Consider the following 20,451-nt stretch of genomic DNA (forward strand, 5'->3'; position numbering starts at 1 on the left):
CTCACCAATAGGTATAGTTGAAAAACTTATGGCTCTTCACGTGTCCGCTCTCATCAGCGGTAAAGCAGGCAAGATAGTAACCGCCCAAGTTTACCGGGGGTATCTGATAGCACTCAGAACCTGCTGGAATAGCGTCACCGTGCAATTCAATTGCCTCCGCGTACTCCAATGGGATGCCGCGCTTATCCAGCATTTTTCGCAGTTCGTCAGCGGAAGTGCCGGCCTCGCTGTTCTCAAAGAACCAGTTGCGTTGGACGGCGCCGTCCAAACCACAAGCTGCAACGGTTAGAAACAAAACAAGAGTTGTTACCGCCTTTGTCATTCAATACCTCAACACCTGCCCCGTTTTGCTGACCACAAACTTGCGCACGTCACCAAAGCCCGGCGGGTCACGCTCGGCCAGAACCTGAAACGGACGCTGAGGCAGGATGATCGATCGCCGGGTGCGTGTTGCCCCGGTTTCAGCCCCCTGCCCACCAAACGGATCCAAAGCAAAAATCTCGCGCTCAACAGTCGAGAACCACCCGGCGCGTTCCTCGATGACATCTTCGCTTTCCAGCTCTTCGGTGGTCCATGCCAGTGCCCAGTCCTGACCCTCTGGCGCTTGGGCACCTTCCAACACCTGCCGCAAGGGGCCGGATTGCTCCGTGAACGCCGAGGAATACATCGGCCCCACATGAATGCGACGCAGGTGTTTGGGGTGCAGGTCGTCGAAATCCTGATCAAAGCCCTTGGCAATCGTTACCAGTTTCAGCCCGCCCAAGGATTGCGCCATCAGATGCGCCTGCACCTCCGGCCAGCGACGTTGGTCTTTGGGCAGGGCCGTCTTACCGCTGTCCTCCAACTGCATCAGGTAGATGACCGGCAGATTGATCTGGCTGTCATAGACCGCCCAGTGGATCATGAACTTGCGCCGTTCACCCTCATTCCCGATCCAGTGGCACTCGGGATCGTTGCGCGCCCAGAACAGCTGACCTTTCAACAATTCCTCGTAGTAGAGCCTTTGAGACAGAGCGAATTGCAGCTTGGTGGGTATTTCCTGATCGCCAATGATCGTCCGCACCATGTCGGTTTTCAGATCATCCTCCGAGGGCATATTCGCAAGATGCACCTGCGCCTGCTGCGCGTCATTGGCCATGGTCAGCAACTCGGTCGCCACGGGAAACCCGCTGTCGCGCTTGTCCATGGCGAGGCTGCCAAAGAACCGCCCCGTATCACGCCCGACCAGCAGGTATTTCATGCTGAGTGCGCGGAAGGTGTAGAGCAACCCCGAGAGATACCGCGACACGATCCGCACCTCTTGCTTGCTGATCGCGCCCTCCGCTTCCATCGTTGCAGCCACGCGCAGGAGGTGGACGGTGATCACCTCGAATTTGCGGAAATAGCGGCGCGAGGCGAAGGTGTCGGTCAGGCAAACGTGGTCTTGGGTGGGGTCAATGTCGTTCATCTAGGAGCGTCCAAGTCCTTCCCATTTTTGTCGATGTGGAACCACCACCGGTATAACGGCGAACCCATGCTATTCAGGACCACTTCGGGATTAATTCCAACTGATCGCTGAAACCGATGCCCCCGTTCACTGCCCCAACTGAGCCAACACAGCAGCCTTATTAACGAAGCTACAACGACCATCATCAGCAGTGCCTGGACGACTTCTGGATAATCCGGTTTCTCTTCGATGAACCCCAATTGCTCCAGTATTCGCGGCAGTTCCAATGGTCCAAGACTTGCAGTTAACATGAGGAATTGCTGGTGAGCGAAACGCACTTAACCACCATACAAGTTCTTATCGTGCTTCTCGACGATCGAGGCGAACCGGCGGGCAAAGCGTTCATCCGCCTTGGCCTTTTTCTCCAGCACGTCACGAGCGAAAACCATGTGGTCCTCATGCGCCTCAAGCATGTCGGCCATTTTCTGGTTGGTCGCGGTGCCGATGGCGGCCATGGCGGTTTGCGCCTCTTGGTCCGTCTGCACGCCGATCTCATTGATGCGGTGGGCGACGTCCTGCTGCTGCGCGGTTTTCAGCGATTTGGTCAGGGCGTCATACAGCACCACGCGCTGTTGCGTGTCTGTCTGCAGCTTGTTGATCAACACCATCTGCGTCGCCGCCTGGTTCTGCAGTGAATCGACCCAGGTCTTGCCCTTTTCGATATAGCGCTCCAGCGTCTGGGATTTGGCCAGCTTGACCTGCTCGTCCTGAACCTTGGCGTTGTATTGCTTGTTCAGCTCGGCCAGTTCAGTCTCTAGCTGAGTGCGCGCGGCGGCGTCCTGTTCAACGCTGATCTTGTTTTCCAACGTGATGATCGTCGGGTCCATGTCCTGAATTTCAGCGCGCAGCGCCTCCAACTCAGCCACGGTCGCCTCACGGTCATCCAGCGTGACGGTCAGGTTGTCCTCAACCTTCACGCGCTGGTCCTCCAGCACGGACAGCTGGCCCTCCAGCAGTTTTACGATCACGTCGGATTTGGCGATCAGGTCCTGCAGCTTGTCGTCGATATTGGCGGTGCGCATCCGCTCCTGCCGCATCGACTCGGATTTGCCCTTGGCGAAGATGCCAACAAACGACTCCCACCCGGTTTTCGAGCGCATCTCGTCGAAATCCTTGGAAAACGCGTTGGTGACGTCATCCAACCCCATGATGAGTTCGGCGATATTGGCGTTCATCACCTCGGTATGGGCGTGCACATCCTCAAGCGTGGCGTTTTCGATGTCGATATCCGCCTCGGCGGTGCCGATTTTGGCGCGCGCGGCTTCGATCCGCGATGTCAGGCTTTGTATCTGCGACTGGCTTTCGCGCACCTTGGTCTGAGTTTCCTGAATCAACGCATCAAACTGCTGGTTCGACATCTGCTATCCCTTTTTTGTTTATATCCCCAATAAGATAGGCAATGTTACGCCTTTTTACATCCCCTTGGGCGGTAAATTCCTGCAAAGACTGACAAACTCGGGTGGAAAAAGATAGGCGAGACAACCAAGGCGCGAACAGAAAGGCGCCCGCGCGGCAATGGTGCAACGCGAAGTCCGAGTGCCGACAACGGCCCGGATGAAACGTCATCACCGTTCACGCGGACAAACACCGCGCTGAAGCAGCCAATAACAGCGTCGAAGACGCTTCGGGTGGGACAGAGGAACGGAGGCTGTTTCCAGCTTTAACACCTCGGACTTAAAAAATACCTCTTGGAGATTCACGCAGCATTCTGTGTAGTTGAACCAGCTGACCGGCAAGAGGGCGCATGACTGAACAGATTCACAGCACGGGAACGCGACGCGGCCGCAAGACGCGACTGGCCAAGCGTGAGGCAAAACCCGAGGTCAACCCCTGTCCTCCGGGACAGATCGGCGGGCGTTACCAACCCCTGACAACGTCCGAACTGACGGCAATCTATGACATGGCGTTAAAGCTGCTGTCGCATCTTGGAATGGGCGAGGTGCCGGAGCGGCTGGCCCGGGATCTGCTGAATGCCGGAGCGAAAGCTCGCGGCGACGGTCGGATCGTGCTGCCGGAGACGTTGGTTGAAAAAGCCATCACCGATGCCGCGAAGACGTTCACACTGCATGGCCGGGACGCGTCCCGGTCCATCAAGGTGGGCGGCGAGCGGGTTTATTTTGGCACCGGCGGCGCGGCAGTTCAGACGCTGGATTTGAATACCGGGCTGTATCGCTCTTCGACCCTTTCTGATCTGCACGACTTTACGCGGCTGCAGGATACGCTGGCCAACGTTGCGTGGTTCACCCGATGCTGCATCGCAACCGATGTTCCCGACAGCTATGATCTGGACGTCAACACCGTTTTTGCATTGCTGAAGAACACCACCAAACCGGTTGGAACCGCATTCACATATGCCCATCATGTCGCGCCGATGATGGAGATGCTGAATATCGCAGCAGGCGGAGACGGTGAATTTTCCGCCCGGCCTTTTCTGAAGGCACACATAAGCCCGGTGATTTCACCCATGCGGTTTGGGGCCGATGCGGTCGACGTGGTGTATGAATGCATCGCTCATAACATCCCGATATCCTGCATCACGGCGGCTCAGGCCGGGGCCACCGCGCCTGCGACGCTGGCCGGGTTTCTGGCTCAGTCGCTGGCGGAAACTCTGGCCAGCCTGGTTATGGTCAACGTGATCCAACCGGGCTTTCCCATGATCTTTTCAAACTGGCCGTTTGTCATCGATCTGCGCACCGGCGCGTTTTCCGGAGGCAGCGGCGAGACCGCATTACTGAACGCGGCCTCGGCGCAATTGTCCAACTGGCTGGGTTTGCCTTCTGGTGTGGCCAGTTCGATGACAGATGCCAAGGCCATTGACGCCCAATACGGCAGCGAAAAGGGCGTCACCGCACTGGCCGCCGCACTGGCGGGCGGTAATCTCATCTACGAAAGTTCGGGCATGACCGCCTCGCTGCTGGGCGCAAGTTTCGAGGCGTTTATCCTGGATGACGAGATGCACTCTGGCATCTATCGCGCGTTGCGCGGAGTCGAGGTGACGGAAACCAACCTGGGGTTTGACGCCATCGTCGATGCCGTTCTGGGCGAAGGGCATTTCCTAGGCGGCGCACAAACTCTTGCCGCGATGGAACGGGACTATTTCTATCCGTCAATCGCGGACCGCAGCGAGCCGCGAAGCTGGGCGGACAGCGGGGCCCCCGATGCGTGGGCTGCGGCAAAGCGGCGGGCGCAGGAAATCCTGAAAGAGCATCACCCGGCATACCTGACCGCAGAACAAGAAGCGGCGATCCGCAAGCGGTTTTCCATCCTGTCATAGAGAACCGCACAGCATCATTTCAGAACAGGTCACAATGACGTCGCCCCGCGCCTGGAGGAACGCGGGGCGTATGGGGCGATAATCCCGAGAGGCAGGACTACCGCCATGTGGTCAGACGGCCTCAGTTCACGGCTTTGGCGTCAACCACATCCTTTTCTATGGCACTGGCCGAGGAAATCTCGATCCGGCGCGGTTTCAGGGCCTCGGGCACCTCGCGCTTCAGGTCGATGTTCAGCATGCCGTTTTCATGGCTGGCGCCTGTGACCCGCACGTGATCGGCCAGGGCAAAGCGGCGTTCGAACGCGCGCGTGGCGATGCCACGGTGCAGATAGCTGCGGTCTTTGTCCTCGGCGGATTTCTTACCGGCGACGACCAGTGAGTTTTCTTTCACTTCAACCGACAGATCGTTTTCCGCGAACCCGGCCACAGCGACCGAGATGCGATAGGTGTCGGCATCGGTCTTTTCAATGTTGTACGGTGGATAGGTGGGTTGCGCGACGTCGTTGGTCAGAACGCGATCCATCATGTCGGCGATTTGGTCAAAGCCAATGGTGGCGCGGTGCAGCGGAGCAAAGTCAAATGTACGCATGTGTCGTATCCTCATGGTTGAGCGATTTACGAGTTGAGCCCTCCGTTCGGACGGGCGGTGATGTTATCCGGACCCCGTTTGCGGCGATCCGGTACACTTCACATGGGGAGCGTATTGACCGGGTTCAAGACCCTCCTGCGCTGATGAATTTGGCCCCGGAACCCGACTTGCCCGAACCCGGCTGCAACCGGCGGATCGAGGCCGTCGGTCTGGGCGCGTCGCGGCGCAGGATCGCCTTGAGTTGCGACACCGAGTCTGCCAATTCCATACCGTAGCCGACCTTGATCGCACCATTGAAACCCACTGCTGAAACAACCGACAGAATTTGCCAGCGCGGACCGTTTCTGGCCAGAATGGCAGATCCGGACGAGCCGAATGTCACATCGCAGTTGAAGCTGATCACCCCCTGCGCGCGGCGCAATATCTCGCACGAACGTTGACGGGTAATTGCCTCGGCCCGTCCACGTCCGTAAGAGGCGACGCTGATCTCGTTACCCGCAACGCGACCGCTATGCAGCGCGAATGGATCCGCAATCGAATAAGGGATCGGCTCTTCCAACCGCATCAAGGCGACATCCACGCGCACACTTGCGGCAGAAACCGGTTGGTCGGCAATATACTCGGGATGTGATGCGATCTGGATCACCTTGCGTTCAGCCAGCGCCTCGCCATCGCTCAAACCGGCCCGAAACGTGACCTTGCCAGGCTCATAGGGTTTGCCCGTGGCCTTATCCAAGGCGCAATGCGCGGCGGTCAGAACAATGTCCTTGGCAATCAATGTGCCGGTGCAAAACCCGTCATCACCAATGTCCAACCGACCCACGGCCTCCCAGCCGTAAAGATCATTGCGGTCGGTCAACCGCCGTTTTTCCGCCAACTGAGCCTGACTGTTCGTGGCCGCCAAAATCAAAAAAAGAAATGCAGAAACAAATCTGATCATGGTTTAAGAAATCTCGCTCCCAAGGTTTTTCCGGCCGTTCCCGAACCGCTGGACAGGCCAAATCCCCGTCCTTCCGACAATTCCGACTGCAGCAATTGCAGCGATTCCTCCAACGCCGTTCCCAGTGCGACGCGTTGGCCCCGCAATTCGGCCTTTGCGGACACAACGGATACGATGCGCGGTCTTTCACCATCGAACGAAAAAATCGGCGCACCGGATGCCCCGAAATCCACATCGCAGGACATGACAAGAATGCCTGACTGCCGGGCCATGACCGAGCAAACTTCTTGCAACGAAGGGGCCTCGGCCCGGTCATGTGCGTAGGACACAACGCCAACATCTTCGCCCCGGGCCGGGCGGCGTCCAGTTTCGAACGGAACGACCGAGGTATTCCGGATCGGCTGCCACAGCTCGATCAACGCGATGTCATGTTGAACCCGGTCCGCCGATACACTTGCATCATATTGATATCGCGGGTGAATCACCGCCTGCCGTGCCGCCCGATAGGCCGAGGCATGACCTCTGCGCCATCCGGCGAGAAACTCGATCCGGGCCGGATCAATTCGCTCGCGCGTGGCCTTGTCGAACAGGCAATGCGCCGCTGTCAAAACCAATGTGGGCGAGATCAAAGCCCCGGTGCAAAACCCTGTTCCACCGATATCCAACCGCCCGACGGCCATCCACTCCCGCCCGGAATCGGTGGTTTCAAGGCTTTTCAGTCGTGTATCTTTAGCCTGTACCACCAATGGCAGTACGCTGAGCACGGCGGCTATGATCCAATGTCGCACGCAGGTCTCCGGTCATGTCTTTTAACCTCCGCTCTTAAGCAGTACGTGCGGCAAAATTAGGGCGCGATACGGGTGTGCCGCTCAAACCTGACCTGATCGACCTCACCTCAGGATCGGCACCTGCGATGCCGTGCCGTAGCCCGCCTGCAGGGCGCGCGGTTTTGGCCCGCCTGTCGCCCAGTCCAGCAATTCGACTGTGTGAAGGATCGGAATCCTGGTGCCTGACCCGATCTGCATCATGCAACCGATATTACCGGCGGCGATCACATCCGGTTTCTTCGCCTCCAGTGTCTTCACCTTGCGCTGTTTCAGTTTTCCGGAAATCTCGGGCTGCATCAGATTATACGTCCCGGCACTGCCACAACACAGGTGACTGTCGGCGGGTTCGACCACCCGAAACCCCGCACGTTTGAGCAGATCCTTGGGATAGGTCTTGATTTTCTGCCCGTGCTGTAGCGAACAGGCCGCGTGATAGGCCACGGTCATTTCTTTCTCATCACCATCCGGCAGGTCCAGCGTCATCAATAGCTCGCTGATATCCATCGAAATGTCCGATACCCGCGCAGCATCGTCGGCCAGCGGGTCATTGCGGAACATATGTCCGTAATCCTTCACCGTGGTCCCGCATCCCGAGGTATTGATGACGATCGCATCCAGCCCGTCCCCATCCATCTCGGCGGTCCAGGCCCGAATATTGGCCGCCGCGGTTTTGTGACTGGCGTCGGACTTCCCCATATGATGGGTCAGGGCCCCGCAGCATCCGGCCCCGCCGACCACCACAACCTCGCATCCCAACCGGGTCAGCAATCGAATGGTGGCATCGTTGATATCCGTATTCAGCGCCTTCTGCGCACAGCCCGTCATCAGCGCCACGCGTTTTTGGCGCGCGCCTTTGGGTGCGAAACTCTGAGGATCATCGTTGCGACTGACCGGAGGGATATGCTTGGGGGCCATGTCCAGCATTGCACGCAGCCGCGCATCCGGCATCAGGAACTTGAACGGACGTCCCAGCTTGGCCCCGATCAACGCCCAGCGAAACCGCATCGGATAAGGCAGGATTTGAGCCAAAACCCATCGCAGAACGCGATCGGTCAAGGGCCGCTTGTAGTTCTGCTCGATATACTCACGCGCATGATCCACAAGGTGCATGTAATGCACACCGGACGGGCAGGTGGTCATGCAAGCCAGACAGGACAAACAGCGGTCAATATGCTTGACCGTCTTGTCGTCCGGAACACGCGCGTTTTCCAGCATGTCCTTGATCAGGTAGATCCGCCCGCGCGGGCTGTCCAACTCATCGCCCAGAACCTGATAGGTCGGACATGTGGCGGTACAGAACCCACAATGCACACAATTGCGCAGAATCTCGTTCGAACGTTTGATGCCTGGGTCCCGAAGCTGGTCTTCGGTAAACGTCGTCTGCATGTGCCTACCCCATCAGTCCCGGATTGAACAAACCGCGCGGATCAAATCTCTGACGTAAACCCTTGCTCAACGCGGCAACGCCCGAGGATTCAGGCTGAAACCGCCCCAGCCGCCGGGCCGTCGCAGGCGCCGCACGAACCAGGGTTGCATGCCCCACCACATGACCCAGACGCGCGCGCAAATCGGTCCCGGCCGGAACCAACGCCCAGATCAACCCGCCCCCCCAATCGAACAGCATCTGATCCGCTTCAATCCGCGCAGCAACCTCGGGCGCATCCGAGGGTTTTACGGAAAGGCGCCAGACATCACCGTCCTTGCCACGGAACGCTTCGACGTCCCGAACAGCCTGCCATAAACTGTCCGAGCTGCCCTGTTCGGCAATCTCACCAAATCCTGCCAGTAAGGCTTTCAGCTGCGCACGCCGGTAGGCCACAGAATCCGCGAACCCTTCGACCCGCAACAGCGCCTGTTCCTTCTCGGGATCATAGGCCGCACCGTTCACCTCAAAAGGAGATTTCAAGGCAGCCGACATAACGCCAATCGCGCCTGCCACATCAGCAACCTGAACCGCCAGTGTCGCCGTCGCCTCTGGCTTCGGCAACACTTTCAGCGACACCTCTGTCATCACGCCCAAGGTACCCCAGGACCCGGCCATCAGCTTCACCAGATCATAGCCGGTGACATTCTTCATCACCCGCCCACCGTTCTTGACCACCTGCCCCGCGCCATCGACATATCGAACGCCCAGCAGAAAGTCGCGACACGCCCCGGCCTGTATCCGCCTTGGCCCCGAAATATTGCCCGCAACAACACCACCAATTGTCGACACTCCTTCCGAGCTCAACAGACCGCAATGATCCATGGGTTCAAAGGCCAGTTGCTGACCTTCTGCCTCCAGCGCCGCCTCAATCTCCGCAACCCGAGTCCCGGTCCTTGCGACAATCGTCAACGCGCCGGGCTCATACAGCATAATACCGCTCAACCCCGTCGTTCCGATCACCTGCTCCGGCCCGTCGATTCCGCGCGTTCCGCCTCCGGCAATTCGAACCGGCCCATTCAGCCCGGCCACCATCTCGGCCAGCTCGGCCTCTGTCTCAGGTCTCATGATATTTCATCTTTTCCAAAATACTCCGGGGGAGGCGCGGCCCGCCGCGACGGGGGCAGCGCCCCCTACTCGGCCGCAATCCTGCGCGCCTCGGACACACCCAGCGGAAAAACTTTCGCGGGGTTCAGCAACCAGTTGGGATCGAAAACATCCTTCACCGCCATCTGCGCTTCAAGGTCTGCAGATGAATATTGATGAACCATCAAATCCCGCTTTTCGATCCCGACCCCATGCTCGCCGGTCAGGCACCCTCCGACCTCAACGCAAAGCTTCAGGATATCGGCCCCGAACGCCTCGCATTTTTCCAGATCGCCCGGTTTGTTTGCATCAAAAAGGATCAGCGGGTGCATGTTCCCGTCTCCGGCATGGAACACATTGCCCACCGGCAGGCCATAATCCTCGCTCATCTCTCCGATCCGACGCAGCACTTCGGGCAATGACGAGACCGGTATGGTTCCGTCCAGACACATGTAGTCATTCATCTGCCCCATCGCCCCAAAGGCCGACTTGCGGCCCAGCCAGATTTTCGCGCTTTCCTCCGCCGACTGGCTCTCACGCAATTCAACCGGGTTGTGACGCTTGGCGATCTCGATGATCTTGGAGAGCTGGTAGTCGATCTCGGCCTCGGACCCTTCAACCTCAACAATCAAAAGGGCCGTACAATCGGGATAACCGGCATGCGCAAAATTCTCGCAGGCCCGGATGCACAGCGTATCCATGAACTCGATCGCAACCGGCAGGATGCCCGATTTGATAATGTCCGACACGCATTGCCCGGCAATCTCATTGTCATCAAACCCCATGAGCACCGGTCGTGCACCCTCGGGTTTGCGCAGAATGCGCAGGGTGGCCTCGGTAACCACACCCAGCTGCCCCTCGGACCCGCAAACAACACCCAGAAGATCCAGCCCGCCGGAGTCGAGATGAGAGCCTCCAATCTCAACCACGCTGCCGTCCATCATGACCATCTTGACGCCCAGAAGGTTATTGGTGGTCACGCCATATTTCAGACAATGCGCGCCGCCGGAGTTCATCGCAATGTTGCCCGCAATTGCACAGGCCAATTGCGACGACGGGTCAGGCGCGTAAAAGAAATCATCCTCTTCCACGGCTCCGGTCACGCTCAGGTTTGTTCGGCCGGTTTGCACCCGGATGACGCGGTTGTCATAGTCGACTTCCAGAACCTCATTCATCTTGGCAATGCCCAGAATGACACAATCCGCCGTCGGCAATGCCCCACCCGCCAGCGAGGTACCTGCCCCGCGCGGCACCACAGGCACGCCTTCCTCATTGCAGATGCGCAGCACATCCGAGACCTCCTCAGTGCTCGCCGGCAAAACCGCAAGCATCGGCGGGCAGCGGTAGGCGGTCAGCGCATCACATTCATATGCGCGCGTCTCCGCCGGATCATGGATCACGGCATCTTCAGGCAACACTTGCAGCAACCGGCGCAGAACCGCATCCTTGCGGCGCAGCACCTCGGTGTTTGGCGGTGGCATTTCCATGACTGGTCCTCCGATTTGGTAAAATAATATTACCAATTTTCCGATCTGGCAAGTTACAACACCACGACGTAGTGTCGCGCCCATGTCGTGGATTGATCAATCACTGCTGTTCTCGCCGCTGGACTTTGCTGCGATTGCCCTGCTGATCGGGTCCTGGTTATGGATCGGCTGGCGGATCGAGAACCCTGCGCCGCAAAAACCATCTGTGGGCATGATCATGGATTCCTACCGGCGCGATTGGATGAAAGAGATGGTGACCCGCCAGCCCCGCATGTTCGACGCGCAGGTGGTGGGCACGATGCGGCAGGGCAGCACGTTTTTTGCATCGACGACGATGATCGCCATCGGAGGTGGGCTGGCCTTGCTGGGCAATACCGAACGACTGGCCGGGCTGGCGCAGGATCTGGCGCTGGGAACGGCCCCCGCGCTGGTGTGGGAGGTCAAGATCCTGATCATCCTGTTGTTTTTGGCGAATGCATTCCTGAAATATGTCTGGGCGCACCGTCTGTTTGGCTATTGCGCCGTTCTGATGGCCGCTGTTCCAAATGACCCCGACAACCCGGGCGCCTATCCCCGTGCCGCACAGGCGGCTGAAATATGTGTCACCGCTGCACGCAGTTTCAACCGGGGTCTGCGAGCCACGTATTTCGCTCTGGCCGCAGTGGCCTGGATACTGGGTCCGGTTGCCTTGATCCTTGGCGCGGCGATCACGCTCGCCATGCTGTATCGGCGCGAGTTCGCATCGCATTCCCGAACAGTTCTGCTCAACACCGAATCGTGATCCCATGCCTGCATTCGAAACGATAGGTTCACACCATGAGATATCTTGTTCTGACCGCCCTATTGGCCACTCCGGCCTATGCCGATGATCCCGTGATCGAAAACGTTGTCGCCAAACGCAGCGGTGACACATGGCGATTCGATGTCACCGTCTCGCACCCTGAAACCGGATGGGACGACTATGCCGACGGATGGCGTATTTTGGATATGGATGGGAAAGAGCTGGGGATGCGCGTGCTGCACCACCCGCACGAGAACGAACAGCCCTTTACACGCTCGCTGAGTGGTGTTGTCATCCCGGACGGCACTTCACAGGTTCAGGTGCAGCCCCGCACCAATGTGGATGGCTGGGCCAAAGAGACCTTTGTGGTCCCCCTGAACTAAAGCGTTTTGCGTTTTTCCAAGTCAAAGCGACCGAAATGCACGTTCGACCGCAGTGAGAGACAGCGTATTTCGGATCAAATCAAACGCAAGGCGATCTAGAACACACCCAACGTCAGGCCTGCGCCCAGCGCCGCGCCGATCTCGCGGCATTGATCCAACTGATCCTGCGGAATGGTCTTTTCGGCCAGAATAGCCTCGGGCGTCTGCGCGTGGGTGCACATGATCAGCGGCGGCTGCACCTCTTTCAACCGCCAGCCGGTAGCGATCCGGGCGATCTGGCGCGCGGCGTTCTGCCCGTCGGACCCGGCGCAGATCATCTGGGCATAGGGGCGGCCCTCGATCTTGCTCAGCACGGGGTAATAGCTGCGGTCGAAGAATTCCTTCATCAGACCTGAAATCGCGGCCAGGTTCTCGGGCGCGCAAAAGATATAACCATCGGCGGCCAGCAGGTCATCCGGCCCGGCCTGATCGGCGGGTTTCAGGACAACATCTGCCTCATCGCGCGCAGCCTCAGCCGCCGCCTCGGCCATCTGCCGGGCACCGCCGGTGCGCGAATGGTAAACGATCAGAAGCTGCGCCATGTCAGACCCGGTGATAGGGACCGCCTGCTAGGATGGTTGCGGCCCGATAGAGCTGTTCCGCCAGCATCACACGGACCAGCATATGAGGCCAGACCATCGACCCGAATGAGATCGAAAAATCGGCCTCAGCCCGCAGATTAGGGTCTATTCCGTCCGCCCCACCGATGATCAGCGCCAGATCCTGCCGCCCGGCATCACGCCAGCCGCCCAGTTTCCTGGCGAAATTCGGCGAGGACATGACCCGCCCGCGTTCGTCCAAAGTACAGATCACAGCGCCTTTGGGCAGGGCCTTGCGCAGCAATGCCGCCTCAGCCCCCATACCCGCATTTTTCTTATCCTCAACCTCAACGACACGCGCGGGGCCAAGACCCAGCCCACGGCCGGTACGGTCAAATCGGGTCAGGTAATCGTCAAGCAGGGCTTTCTCGGGTCCGGCGCGCAACCGCCCGACCGCAACTATGCTGATACGCATATCTCTCTCGCCTCCGGCCCCTCAATACGGGCCGGGATAGCGCCTCAGTTCGCCGAGGCGCTGCCGCCCTGAGGCAGCCACATCTTTTCCAGCTGATAGAATTCACGCACTTCGGGGCGGAAGATATGGACGATCACGTCGCCCGTATCGATCAGCACCCAGTCGCCGGCGTCCTTGCCTTCGACCTTCGAGGTGAAACCGAATTCCTGCTTGATGCGATCCGTCAGCTTTTCCGCCATGGCCGAAACCTGACGGGTCGACCGACCCGAGGCAATCACCATGTGATCCGCAACCGAGGATTTGCCCTGCAGGTTGATCTGCACGACGTCTTCGGCCTTGTCATCGGAAAGTGAGGAAAGGATGCGTTCAAGCAGCTTGTCGCTGATTGACTGAGAGTGGGCCATTACACTGGCCCCGTCTTCGGCGGGCAAACCCGCCTGGGTATGTAGAGACAGGACATAGTCCTCCTTTGCTGCGCGCCGTCAAAACCCCGGCGCTGGGGTACTATTAAGGTAACAAGGGGATTGCAACATTTCAATGAAACCCGCATCCGGGCGGGCCACGGCGGCTCACTCTTTGGCGAGCTGTTGCGCGTCTGCGTCGTCGGGATCGTCCTTGAGCAGGCGCACTTCGCGCTGCGGGAAGGGTAATGATATACCTTCGGCCTGAAACGCATCCCACAGCGCCAGATAGACATTGCCGCGGATATTCGTCAGCCCTTTGGTCGGATCGCTGATCCAGAACCGAAGCAGGTAATCAACGCTGCTATCGCCAAAACTGGTGATGTGGCAAACTGGTTCATGCGTGCTGCCGCTCAGCACACGCTGCACGGTTTTGACGGCGCGAATCGCCGTGGCGCGCACCTTGTGGGGGTCGTCGGAATAGCTGGCCCCGAAATCCAGATCCAGACGGACGAACTTGTCGGAATGCGACCAGTTCACCACCTGGCTGGTGATCAGATCCTCATTCGGGATCAGGTATTCCCGCCCGTCCCGCGTGACAACCGACACATAGCGCGCGCCCAGTGCATTGATCCACCCGAACGTGTCGCCCAGCGAGATCACGTCGCCCGGTTTGATCGACCGGTCCATCAGGATGATGATGCCCGAAATCAGGTTCGAGACCACTTTCTGCAGCCCGAAACCGATCCCCACACCAATCGCACCGGACAGCAGGGCAATACCGGTCAGATCAAACCCCAGCGTGCGGATCGCGGCCATGAAAACCGCGCCATAAAGCAGGACCTGAATACCCTTTGCCAACAGCACCTGCATCGAGGGCGTGATATCGTCGTTGCTTTTCAGACCCCTCTCGGCTGCGCGGGTGCCCACCCGGGCCATTGTCAGCAGGATACCGATCAGCAGAACCGCCTTTATGATCCCCAGCGCCGAGATATGCAGATCGCCGATAGAGACCGCAACCCCGTCCAGGAAATCGGCCACATCGTCCGTCAGCCCCAGTGCAGCCAGCGTTGCATAGATCCACATGGACCACTTGAAAATCACCCGAAGCGTTCGGTTGCGCACCAGCCGGGCGACCATCGCAATGGCCAGCCACGCCACCGCAAGCGTCGCCACAACGCCGATCAGATAGCTGCGCGACGGCCATGTGGCCTGCTGCATCACCCAATACAGGCCCCAGGACAACACAACGAAATAGACCAGCGTCAGCCGCCGCATCAGCTGAATCAGGGTGCGCAGCCGCCATTTCGGCCAACCGGTCCGGGCGCGGGCCCAGCTCTCCCACCGGTGCTGGGTCAGCAGCCTGAGGCAAAAGGCCAGCCCCCACAGAAACAGGATGATCACCAGTTGGTACTGACGCCAGCCCGGGGTGACGATCAGCTCGATCAGGTTGTCGAATTGAGAGGAAAAGGCCGCTGTCAGATTGGCGTAAAGCTCGGACAGTGTTTCCGGTAGCAGGTCCTGGTTCATAGCGTCAGCTTGACCATCCCAGCGCGGCGATGCAAGCCCGCAGCCGGATTGAACCTTGATTGACGGCACCCCCCGATATATCTGGTGCGCATGAGACTCACTGTGGCCCAAATCCAGAACCTGGAAGACCGCGCGCGCCTGCGCGAACGGTTCTTTGGGGCCGCCCGCACGGTTCTTGCACGCCTACCCGTCGCCTGAGCCAATTCGCCAGCCATTTCTCATCTACATACGGGGAGAGGACCGATGTCCCCCAAAACGCTCTATGATAAAATCTGGGATGCCCATGTCGCCCACGAGGCCGAAGATGGCACCAGTCTTCTGTATATCGACCGTCACCTTGTGCACGAGGTCACCAGCCCGCAAGCCTTTGAGGGGCTGCGCATGGCGGGCCGCAATGTACGCGCGCCGGAAAAAACCATTGCGGTGCCGGATCACAACGTGCCCACCACGCATGACCGCGTGAACGGGATCGAAAACGAAGAATCGCGCATCCAGGTCGAGGCGCTGGACAAAAACGCCAAGGATTTCGGCATTCATTACTATCCGGTGCATGACGTCCGTCAGGGCATCGTGCATATCGTCGGCCCCGAACAGGGCTGGACCCTGCCCGGCATGACCGTTGTCTGCGGCGACAGCCACACGGCCACCCACGGCGCATTTGGCGCTTTGGCGCATGGCATCGGCACGTCCGAGGTTGAACACGTTCTGGCCACGCAGACGCTGATTCAGAAGAAATCCAAGAATATGAAGGTCGAGATCACCGGCAAATTGCAGCCGGGTGTGACCGCCAAGGATATCACTCTGGCCGTAATCGGTGAGACCGGCACCGCTGGCGGCACCGGCTATGTCATCGAATATTGCGGTGAAGCGATCCGCGATCTGTCGATGGAGGGTCGCATGACCGTCTGCAACATGGCGATCGAGGGCGGTGCCCGCGCGGGTCTGATTGCCCCGGACGAAACTACTTACGAATATGTCAAAGGCCGGCCCCATGCACCAAAAGGTGCCCAGTGGGAGGCCGCGCTGGATTGGTGGAAGACGCTCTATACCGATGAAGGCGCGCATTTCGACAAGGTTGTGACCCTGCGCGGCGAAGACATCGCACCGGTTGTCACATGGGGCACCAGCCCCGAGGATGTTCTGCCGATTACCGCCTCAGTACCGCACCCGGAAGATTTCGAAGGCGGCAAGGTCGACGCGGCCCGCCGGTCGATCGAATACATGGGTCTGGAAGCCGGTCAGAAACTCAGTGACGTGGAAATCGACACTGTCTTTATCGGGTCCTGCACCAATGGCCGGATCGAAGACCTGCGCGCCGCTGCCGAGATCCTGAAGGGCAAGAAGATCAAAGACGGGATGCGCGCCATGGTCGTGCCCGGCTCGGGTCTGGTGCGGGCACAAGCCGAAGAAGAAGGACTGGCAGACATTTTCAAAGAGGCCGGTTTCGAATGGCGCTTAGCGGGATGTTCCATGTGTCTGGCGATGAACCCCGACCAGTTGCAACCGGGTGAGCGCTGTGCCGCGACCTCGAACCGCAACTTCGAAGGGCGTCAGGGACGGGGCGGACGCACCCACCTACTGAGCCCGGCAATGGCCGCCGCAGCGGCAATCACGGGACGTCTTACAGACGTCCGTGAATTGATGTAAGGTCCGCTCATATCTAGATATTTGAGGGATTGAACAAATGAGTGACTGGATCAAATGGCTCCTGCTGGGGCTTCTGTCCATAGCGTTCGGCATCTTTGTGCTGGGCGCGCCCGTGGTGGCCTCCATTGCCGTCACGGTCGTGACCGGTGTGTTGCTGCTGATCTCGGGCGCTTTGCAGGTCGTCGGCGGCTTTACCGTCGAAGGCGTTGGCAACAAGATCCTGTCGCTCATCATGGGTGCGGTCATGCTGTTTCTGGGCTGGTCCTTCCTGGATCACCCGCTGCAGGGCACGCTGACACTGGCAACCGTGATGCTGATCCTGTTCATGGCAGGCGGCATCGCGCGAATCATCCTGTCGTTCCAGATGAAAGGCACGCAGTTCTTCTGGGCCACCTTGATCTCTGGCATCATGTCCATCGTGCTGGCGGTTCTGATCTGGCGTTTTGCTGCCACAGACCCTGCCGTATTGTTGCAACTGCTGGGCATTTTGCTGGGCATCGAGATGCTGTTCAACGGGTTCGGTCTGGTCTTCATGGCGCTCTTTGTCAGGAACGCACCCAAAGACGAAACGAAAGAAGCTTAAACGCGAGGCACGGGCGCGGCCCTACCCCGCAGGAGTGTAGACATGGAAAAGTTCGAAAAAGTCCACGGGGTTGCCGCCCCGATGCCGCTGATCAATATCGACACCGATATGATCATCCCCAAAGTGCATCTGAAGACCATCAAACGGTCCGGCCTTGGCGTCGTGCTGTTTGACGAGATGCGCTATCACGATCATGGCGGCGAGAATGAAGACTTCGTTCTCAACAAACCTGCCTATCGCAATACCGAGATTCTGGTGGCCGGTGACAATTTCGGCTGCGGCTCATCGCGCGAGCACGCGCCCTGGGCGATCAAGGATTTCGGCATCAAGGTCGTGATCTCGACCAGCTTTGCCGACATCTTCTACAACAACTGCTTCAAGAACGGCATCCTGCCCATCGTGGTCGAGGAAGAACACCACGCGATCCTGATGGAAGACGCGCACAAGGGCGAGAACGCCCGCATGACCGTCCATCTGGAAGATCAGCAGATCACAACCTCGGACGGTGTGGTCATCGCGTTCGAGGTCGACCCGCACCGCAAGCACTGCCTGCTGAATGGTCTGGATGATATCGGCCAGACCATGGAGAAAGATCACCACATCGACAAGTTCGAGGAACATGCCAGCCAGGCCCGCCCCTGGGTGTGATTCCGGGGTCGAATCTGACAACACTCAACCTAAAGGGGTCGCCCCGGCGACCCCTTTTTCATTTTGGGGCACCTTCGCCAGCAACCACAACATGTAGGGGAAATCCTAAATTTCACGTCGGATTTGCGTCCAAAATGATGCATTAGCGCACCAGTTTCGCCATCATTTTGCCTGAAATTCCGTGTTTTCTGCACCTTGGCTTGAGCTGATTGTCCTTTGCCGCCAGTCTTGGCGACAAACTGACATCCGTCAAAAAACAATCGATGGGTTCAAGTTGGATCGCAAGTCGGCACAGAATCGACTGCTCCAGTTTGGAAAGGGTACGGATAGTGATTGCACGCACTACGGGAGCGGCGATAAGGGGATTGCTGGTGGCACTTATGGTGCTCACTCCAGCGTTGTATCTGCCTGCCTCAACATCAAACGGGACCGAGATCATCGTATTTCTCGCGATCCTTGCGTTCATCCTGACCTTTTCCGAATACAACTCGGCCTTCCCCAGCTTCATCGAATTTCGCGACGCGCCACCCGTCAACCGGCTGCGCTTTGTCGGGCTGATGTCGATGGTCATGTTCCTGACGCTGATCTGTAAGAACATTTATGCCCCCACCGAATTAACCAGCCTGTTCTTCACAATCGGTTACGCCGTCGCCAGTCTGGCGGATTTCCCCTATTCGCCGGTCCGGTTGATCGTTCTGGTACTGCCCGGCGACGCCAGCCAGGGATTGCAGGATTTGGTTCGGATCTCGGCAAGTATTGCCTATGTTGCTGCACTGGTGACGATTGCCAGCTTTGCCTACGCGGTGAAATTCCGCAGCTGGCCCACCGGCAATGGCGCCTTCAATGTCTGGACAAACCTGCCCTTGTTCGACCCGACCAAGGGCGGAGACGTGGTCGCACGACTTCAGCGCGACGGAAAACTGAACATCGCGATCGGCGCATTGCTGCCCTTCCTGATCCCTGCCCTGATCAAAATGTCGGCAGGATTTCTGACGCCGATTGCCCTCAGCAACCCGCAAACGCTGATCTGGACCTTGTGTGCCTGGGCCTTTTTGCCCGCCAGCATGATCATGCGCGGCATGGCGACCCTGCGCATTGCCGGGCTGATCGTCGAAAAACGCCGCGCTTATTCCACGACTGAAACCACTCAAACTGCATGATCCGCGTTCTTGCGCTGATGCTGCTGCCGCTTTCGGCGCAGGCAGACACATTGCGCGTGGCCACCTTCAACACCGAGCTTGGGCGGGACGGACCAGGCGTCTTGCTGCGCGATTTGCGACGCGGCGACCCCCAGGCCGAGGCCATCGCAGAGGTGTTGGCAAAGGTCTCGCCCGATATTGTGGCGCTGCAGGGACTAGATTGGGATTATGATGGGCTGGCGCGCGCCGCGCTGGTGAAGACCCTAAGAAAGGCAGGGATCGACTACCCATACAGCTATGCTGCACAGCCAAATTCAGGGCATACAACCGACCTTGATCTGGATGGGGATGGCCGCACGCATGGCCCGGGCGACGCACAGGGCTGGGGGCGATTCTCGGGCCAGAATGGGATCGCGCTGCTGTCCCGCTACCCCATCCTCGAGGACGAAGTCGTCTCATTCTCGGATATGCTTTGGCGCGACCTGCCCGGTGCCGAACAGCCAACCATCAACGGCGAACCCTTTCCGTCACCTCAGGCCCAGGCCGTTCAAAGACTGTCATCTACCGCCCATTGGGTCGTACCTATTCTGGCCCCGGGCGGACGGATATCCGTTTTGACGTTTCACGCCAGCCCGCCGGTATTCGACGGCCCTGAAGACCGCAATGGCCTTCGCAACCGGGATGAGGTCAGACTCTGGACATTGTTGCTGAACGGGTCGCTTGGACCCGCACCTTCGGACCGGTTCGTCATCGCAGGCGACGCCAATCTGGACCCCGTTGGGGGCGATGGGCGCAACCAGGCGATTCAGGACTTGCTGGCCAATCCGGCAATTCAGGACCCTCGTCCAAGCGACCCTCAGGGATCGTTATCCACCGTCGCCTGGAAAGGAGTCGGAGAACTGCGGGTGGATTATGTCCTGCCATCTGCCGACTGGACAATTGTCGGGTCCGGCGTGTACTGGCCCGACAAAGACAGCGCCGGACGCGTCGCAGCGGCGGCGGCCAGTCGCCATCGTATTGTATGGGTCGATCTGATCGACAAATAAGTCGCTGCCAAGAGGCCAAGAACTTACCGGACCCAAATCAAAGTCCCGGCGTCCCGCTGTCAGGTTGATCGCGCATTCAGATCGACGAGGGAATTGCTGCCTATCGCAGATCATGTATTCATTTTCGC

22 protein-coding genes are annotated in these 20,451 nt (G+C 58.8%); 9 read left to right on the plus strand and 13 right to left on the minus strand.

The features are described 5' to 3' along the window. Nucleotide 1: 1 nt before the first annotated feature. The 3 genes from ACR0K4_RS17595 to ACR0K4_RS17605 form a co-directional block, all read right to left on the minus strand. The gene (locus tag ACR0K4_RS17595) at nt 2-322 is read right to left on the minus strand and encodes a hypothetical protein (RefSeq protein ID WP_480855011.1); all 321 of its coding nucleotides are present in this window, start codon (nt 320-322) and stop codon (nt 2-4) included. Continuing rightward, on the minus strand, nt 323-1,447 hold the full coding sequence (locus tag ACR0K4_RS17600; RefSeq protein WP_480855012.1) for a hypothetical protein: 1,125 nt from the start codon (nt 1,445-1,447) through the stop codon (nt 323-325). Between the two features lie 317 nt (nt 1,448-1,764). Next, nucleotides 1,765-2,844: a hypothetical protein gene (locus ACR0K4_RS17605; RefSeq protein WP_480855013.1), complete on the minus strand. Its 1,080-nt coding sequence runs from the start codon at nt 2,842-2,844 to the stop codon at nt 1,765-1,767. A gap of 386 nt (nt 2,845-3,230) precedes the next feature. On the opposite strand from ACR0K4_RS17605, the gene ACR0K4_RS17610 reads away from it, so the two are divergent. Continuing rightward, nucleotides 3,231-4,760, plus strand: a complete 1,530-nt coding sequence (locus tag ACR0K4_RS17610) for a trimethylamine methyltransferase family protein (protein WP_480855014.1) — start codon at nt 3,231-3,233, stop codon at nt 4,758-4,760. Between the two features lie 121 nt (nt 4,761-4,881). Here the strand turns inward: ACR0K4_RS17610 and ACR0K4_RS17615 are convergent, their stop codons facing one another. The 6 genes from ACR0K4_RS17615 to ACR0K4_RS17640 form a co-directional block, all read right to left on the minus strand. Beyond that, nucleotides 4,882-5,349, minus strand: a complete 468-nt coding sequence (locus tag ACR0K4_RS17615) for an Hsp20 family protein (protein WP_480855016.1) — start codon at nt 5,347-5,349, stop codon at nt 4,882-4,884. Nucleotides 5,350-5,473: 124 nt separating this feature from the next. Further along, nucleotides 5,474-6,208: a trypsin-like serine peptidase gene (locus tag ACR0K4_RS17620; protein ID WP_480521679.1), complete on the minus strand. Its 735-nt coding sequence runs from the start codon at nt 6,206-6,208 to the stop codon at nt 5,474-5,476. A 77-nt stretch (nt 6,209-6,285) separates the two neighbouring features. Next, the gene (locus ACR0K4_RS17625) at nt 6,286-7,077 is read right to left on the minus strand and encodes a trypsin-like serine peptidase (RefSeq protein ID WP_480521678.1); all 792 of its coding nucleotides are present in this window, start codon (nt 7,075-7,077) and stop codon (nt 6,286-6,288) included. Between the two features lie 102 nt (nt 7,078-7,179). Further along, the gene (glcF, locus tag ACR0K4_RS17630; protein WP_480855018.1) at nt 7,180-8,502 is read right to left on the minus strand and encodes a glycolate oxidase subunit GlcF; all 1,323 of its coding nucleotides are present in this window, start codon (nt 8,500-8,502) and stop codon (nt 7,180-7,182) included. A 4-nt stretch (nt 8,503-8,506) separates the two neighbouring features. Next, nucleotides 8,507-9,607: an FAD-binding protein gene (locus ACR0K4_RS17635; protein WP_480855020.1), complete on the minus strand. Its 1,101-nt coding sequence runs from the start codon at nt 9,605-9,607 to the stop codon at nt 8,507-8,509. 65 nt (nt 9,608-9,672) lie between these two features. Continuing rightward, the gene (locus ACR0K4_RS17640; RefSeq protein WP_480855021.1) at nt 9,673-11,112 is read right to left on the minus strand and encodes an FAD-linked oxidase C-terminal domain-containing protein; all 1,440 of its coding nucleotides are present in this window, start codon (nt 11,110-11,112) and stop codon (nt 9,673-9,675) included. 82 nt (nt 11,113-11,194) lie between these two features. On the opposite strand from ACR0K4_RS17640, the gene ACR0K4_RS17645 reads away from it, so the two are divergent. Both ACR0K4_RS17645 and ACR0K4_RS17650 read left to right on the plus strand, forming a co-directional pair. After that, nucleotides 11,195-11,893, plus strand: a complete 699-nt coding sequence (locus tag ACR0K4_RS17645) for a DUF599 domain-containing protein (protein ID WP_480521674.1) — start codon at nt 11,195-11,197, stop codon at nt 11,891-11,893. Nucleotides 11,894-11,928: 35 nt separating this feature from the next. Continuing rightward, nucleotides 11,929-12,276: a hypothetical protein gene (locus ACR0K4_RS17650; protein WP_480855023.1), complete on the plus strand. Its 348-nt coding sequence runs from the start codon at nt 11,929-11,931 to the stop codon at nt 12,274-12,276. 95 nt (nt 12,277-12,371) lie between these two features. Here the strand turns inward: ACR0K4_RS17650 and ACR0K4_RS17655 are convergent, their stop codons facing one another. The 4 genes from ACR0K4_RS17655 to ACR0K4_RS17670 form a co-directional block, all read right to left on the minus strand. Continuing rightward, complete coding sequence (locus tag ACR0K4_RS17655; protein ID WP_480855025.1) at nt 12,372-12,857, minus strand: flavodoxin family protein; 486 nt, start codon at nt 12,855-12,857, stop codon at nt 12,372-12,374. A 1-nt stretch (nt 12,858) separates the two neighbouring features. After that, the gene (gene rlmH, locus ACR0K4_RS17660; RefSeq protein ID WP_480855026.1) at nt 12,859-13,329 is read right to left on the minus strand and encodes a 23S rRNA (pseudouridine(1915)-N(3))-methyltransferase RlmH; all 471 of its coding nucleotides are present in this window, start codon (nt 13,327-13,329) and stop codon (nt 12,859-12,861) included. A 44-nt stretch (nt 13,330-13,373) separates the two neighbouring features. Then, nucleotides 13,374-13,733 carry a ribosome silencing factor gene (gene rsfS / locus ACR0K4_RS17665; protein ID WP_058276550.1) on the minus strand — a complete coding sequence of 120 codons (360 nt, stop codon included), beginning with the start codon at nt 13,731-13,733 and terminating at the stop codon, nt 13,374-13,376. 165 nt (nt 13,734-13,898) lie between these two features. Further along, nucleotides 13,899-15,260: a mechanosensitive ion channel family protein gene (locus ACR0K4_RS17670; RefSeq protein ID WP_480855027.1), complete on the minus strand. Its 1,362-nt coding sequence runs from the start codon at nt 15,258-15,260 to the stop codon at nt 13,899-13,901. Nucleotides 15,261-15,362: 102 nt separating this feature from the next. On the opposite strand from ACR0K4_RS17670, the gene ACR0K4_RS17675 reads away from it, so the two are divergent. The 6 genes from ACR0K4_RS17675 to ACR0K4_RS17700 all read left to right on the plus strand — a co-directional run bounded on the left by ACR0K4_RS17675 (nt 15,363) and on the right by ACR0K4_RS17700 (nt 20,323). Then, a complete protein-coding gene (locus tag ACR0K4_RS17675; RefSeq protein WP_480521669.1) occupies nt 15,363-15,458 on the plus strand; it encodes an isopropylmalate isomerase in 96 nt (31 codons plus the stop codon). Nucleotides 15,459-15,503: 45 nt separating this feature from the next. Continuing rightward, nucleotides 15,504-16,907: a 3-isopropylmalate dehydratase large subunit gene (leuC, locus tag ACR0K4_RS17680; protein WP_480521668.1), complete on the plus strand. Its 1,404-nt coding sequence runs from the start codon at nt 15,504-15,506 to the stop codon at nt 16,905-16,907. 37 nt (nt 16,908-16,944) lie between these two features. Beyond that, entirely contained in the window at nt 16,945-17,490 is a 546-nt protein-coding gene (locus tag ACR0K4_RS17685) for an HdeD family acid-resistance protein (protein ID WP_480855028.1), read from the plus strand. Nucleotides 17,491-17,532: 42 nt separating this feature from the next. Further along, nucleotides 17,533-18,138, plus strand: a complete 606-nt coding sequence (gene leuD, locus ACR0K4_RS17690) for a 3-isopropylmalate dehydratase small subunit (RefSeq protein ID WP_480855029.1) — start codon at nt 17,533-17,535, stop codon at nt 18,136-18,138. 329 nt (nt 18,139-18,467) lie between these two features. Next, a complete protein-coding gene (locus ACR0K4_RS17695) occupies nt 18,468-19,298 on the plus strand; it encodes a hypothetical protein (RefSeq protein ID WP_480521665.1) in 831 nt (276 codons plus the stop codon). Further along, on the plus strand, nt 19,295-20,323 hold the full coding sequence (locus tag ACR0K4_RS17700; protein ID WP_480855030.1) for an endonuclease/exonuclease/phosphatase family protein: 1,029 nt from the start codon (nt 19,295-19,297) through the stop codon (nt 20,321-20,323). Before ACR0K4_RS17695 ends, ACR0K4_RS17700 begins: the two co-directional genes overlap by 4 nt. Nucleotides 20,324-20,451: the final 128 nt, after the last annotated feature.

The organism is Ruegeria sp. K11 (assembly GCF_056531905.1).

Coding starts and splice junctions, on each gene's coding strand:
- ACR0K4_RS17595 (WP_480855011.1), bottom strand. CDS start 322: ATGACAAAGGCGGTAACAACTCTTGTTTTGTTTCTAACCGTTGCAGCT.
- ACR0K4_RS17600 (WP_480855012.1), bottom strand. CDS start 1,447: ATGAACGACATTGACCCCACCCAAGACCACGTTTGCCTGACCGACACC.
- ACR0K4_RS17605 (WP_480855013.1), bottom strand. CDS start 2,844: ATGTCGAACCAGCAGTTTGATGCGTTGATTCAGGAAACTCAGACCAAG.
- ACR0K4_RS17610 (WP_480855014.1), top strand. CDS start 3,231: ATGACTGAACAGATTCACAGCACGGGAACGCGACGCGGCCGCAAGACG.
- ACR0K4_RS17615 (WP_480855016.1), bottom strand. CDS start 5,349: ATGCGTACATTTGACTTTGCTCCGCTGCACCGCGCCACCATTGGCTTT.
- glcF (WP_480855018.1), bottom strand. CDS start 8,502: ATGCAGACGACGTTTACCGAAGACCAGCTTCGGGACCCAGGCATCAAA.
- ACR0K4_RS17635 (WP_480855020.1), bottom strand. CDS start 9,607: ATGAGACCTGAGACAGAGGCCGAGCTGGCCGAGATGGTGGCCGGGCTG.
- ACR0K4_RS17640 (WP_480855021.1), bottom strand. CDS start 11,112: ATGGAAATGCCACCGCCAAACACCGAGGTGCTGCGCCGCAAGGATGCG.
- ACR0K4_RS17645 (WP_480521674.1), top strand. CDS start 11,195: ATGTCGTGGATTGATCAATCACTGCTGTTCTCGCCGCTGGACTTTGCT.
- ACR0K4_RS17650 (WP_480855023.1), top strand. CDS start 11,929: ATGAGATATCTTGTTCTGACCGCCCTATTGGCCACTCCGGCCTATGCC.
- ACR0K4_RS17655 (WP_480855025.1), bottom strand. CDS start 12,857: ATGGCGCAGCTTCTGATCGTTTACCATTCGCGCACCGGCGGTGCCCGG.
- rlmH (WP_480855026.1), bottom strand. CDS start 13,329: ATGCGTATCAGCATAGTTGCGGTCGGGCGGTTGCGCGCCGGACCCGAG.
- rsfS (WP_058276550.1), bottom strand. CDS start 13,733: ATGGCCCACTCTCAGTCAATCAGCGACAAGCTGCTTGAACGCATCCTT.
- ACR0K4_RS17670 (WP_480855027.1), bottom strand. CDS start 15,260: ATGAACCAGGACCTGCTACCGGAAACACTGTCCGAGCTTTACGCCAAT.
- leuC (WP_480521668.1), top strand. CDS start 15,504: ATGTCCCCCAAAACGCTCTATGATAAAATCTGGGATGCCCATGTCGCC.
- ACR0K4_RS17685 (WP_480855028.1), top strand. CDS start 16,945: ATGAGTGACTGGATCAAATGGCTCCTGCTGGGGCTTCTGTCCATAGCG.
- leuD (WP_480855029.1), top strand. CDS start 17,533: ATGGAAAAGTTCGAAAAAGTCCACGGGGTTGCCGCCCCGATGCCGCTG.
- ACR0K4_RS17700 (WP_480855030.1), top strand. CDS start 19,295: ATGATCCGCGTTCTTGCGCTGATGCTGCTGCCGCTTTCGGCGCAGGCA.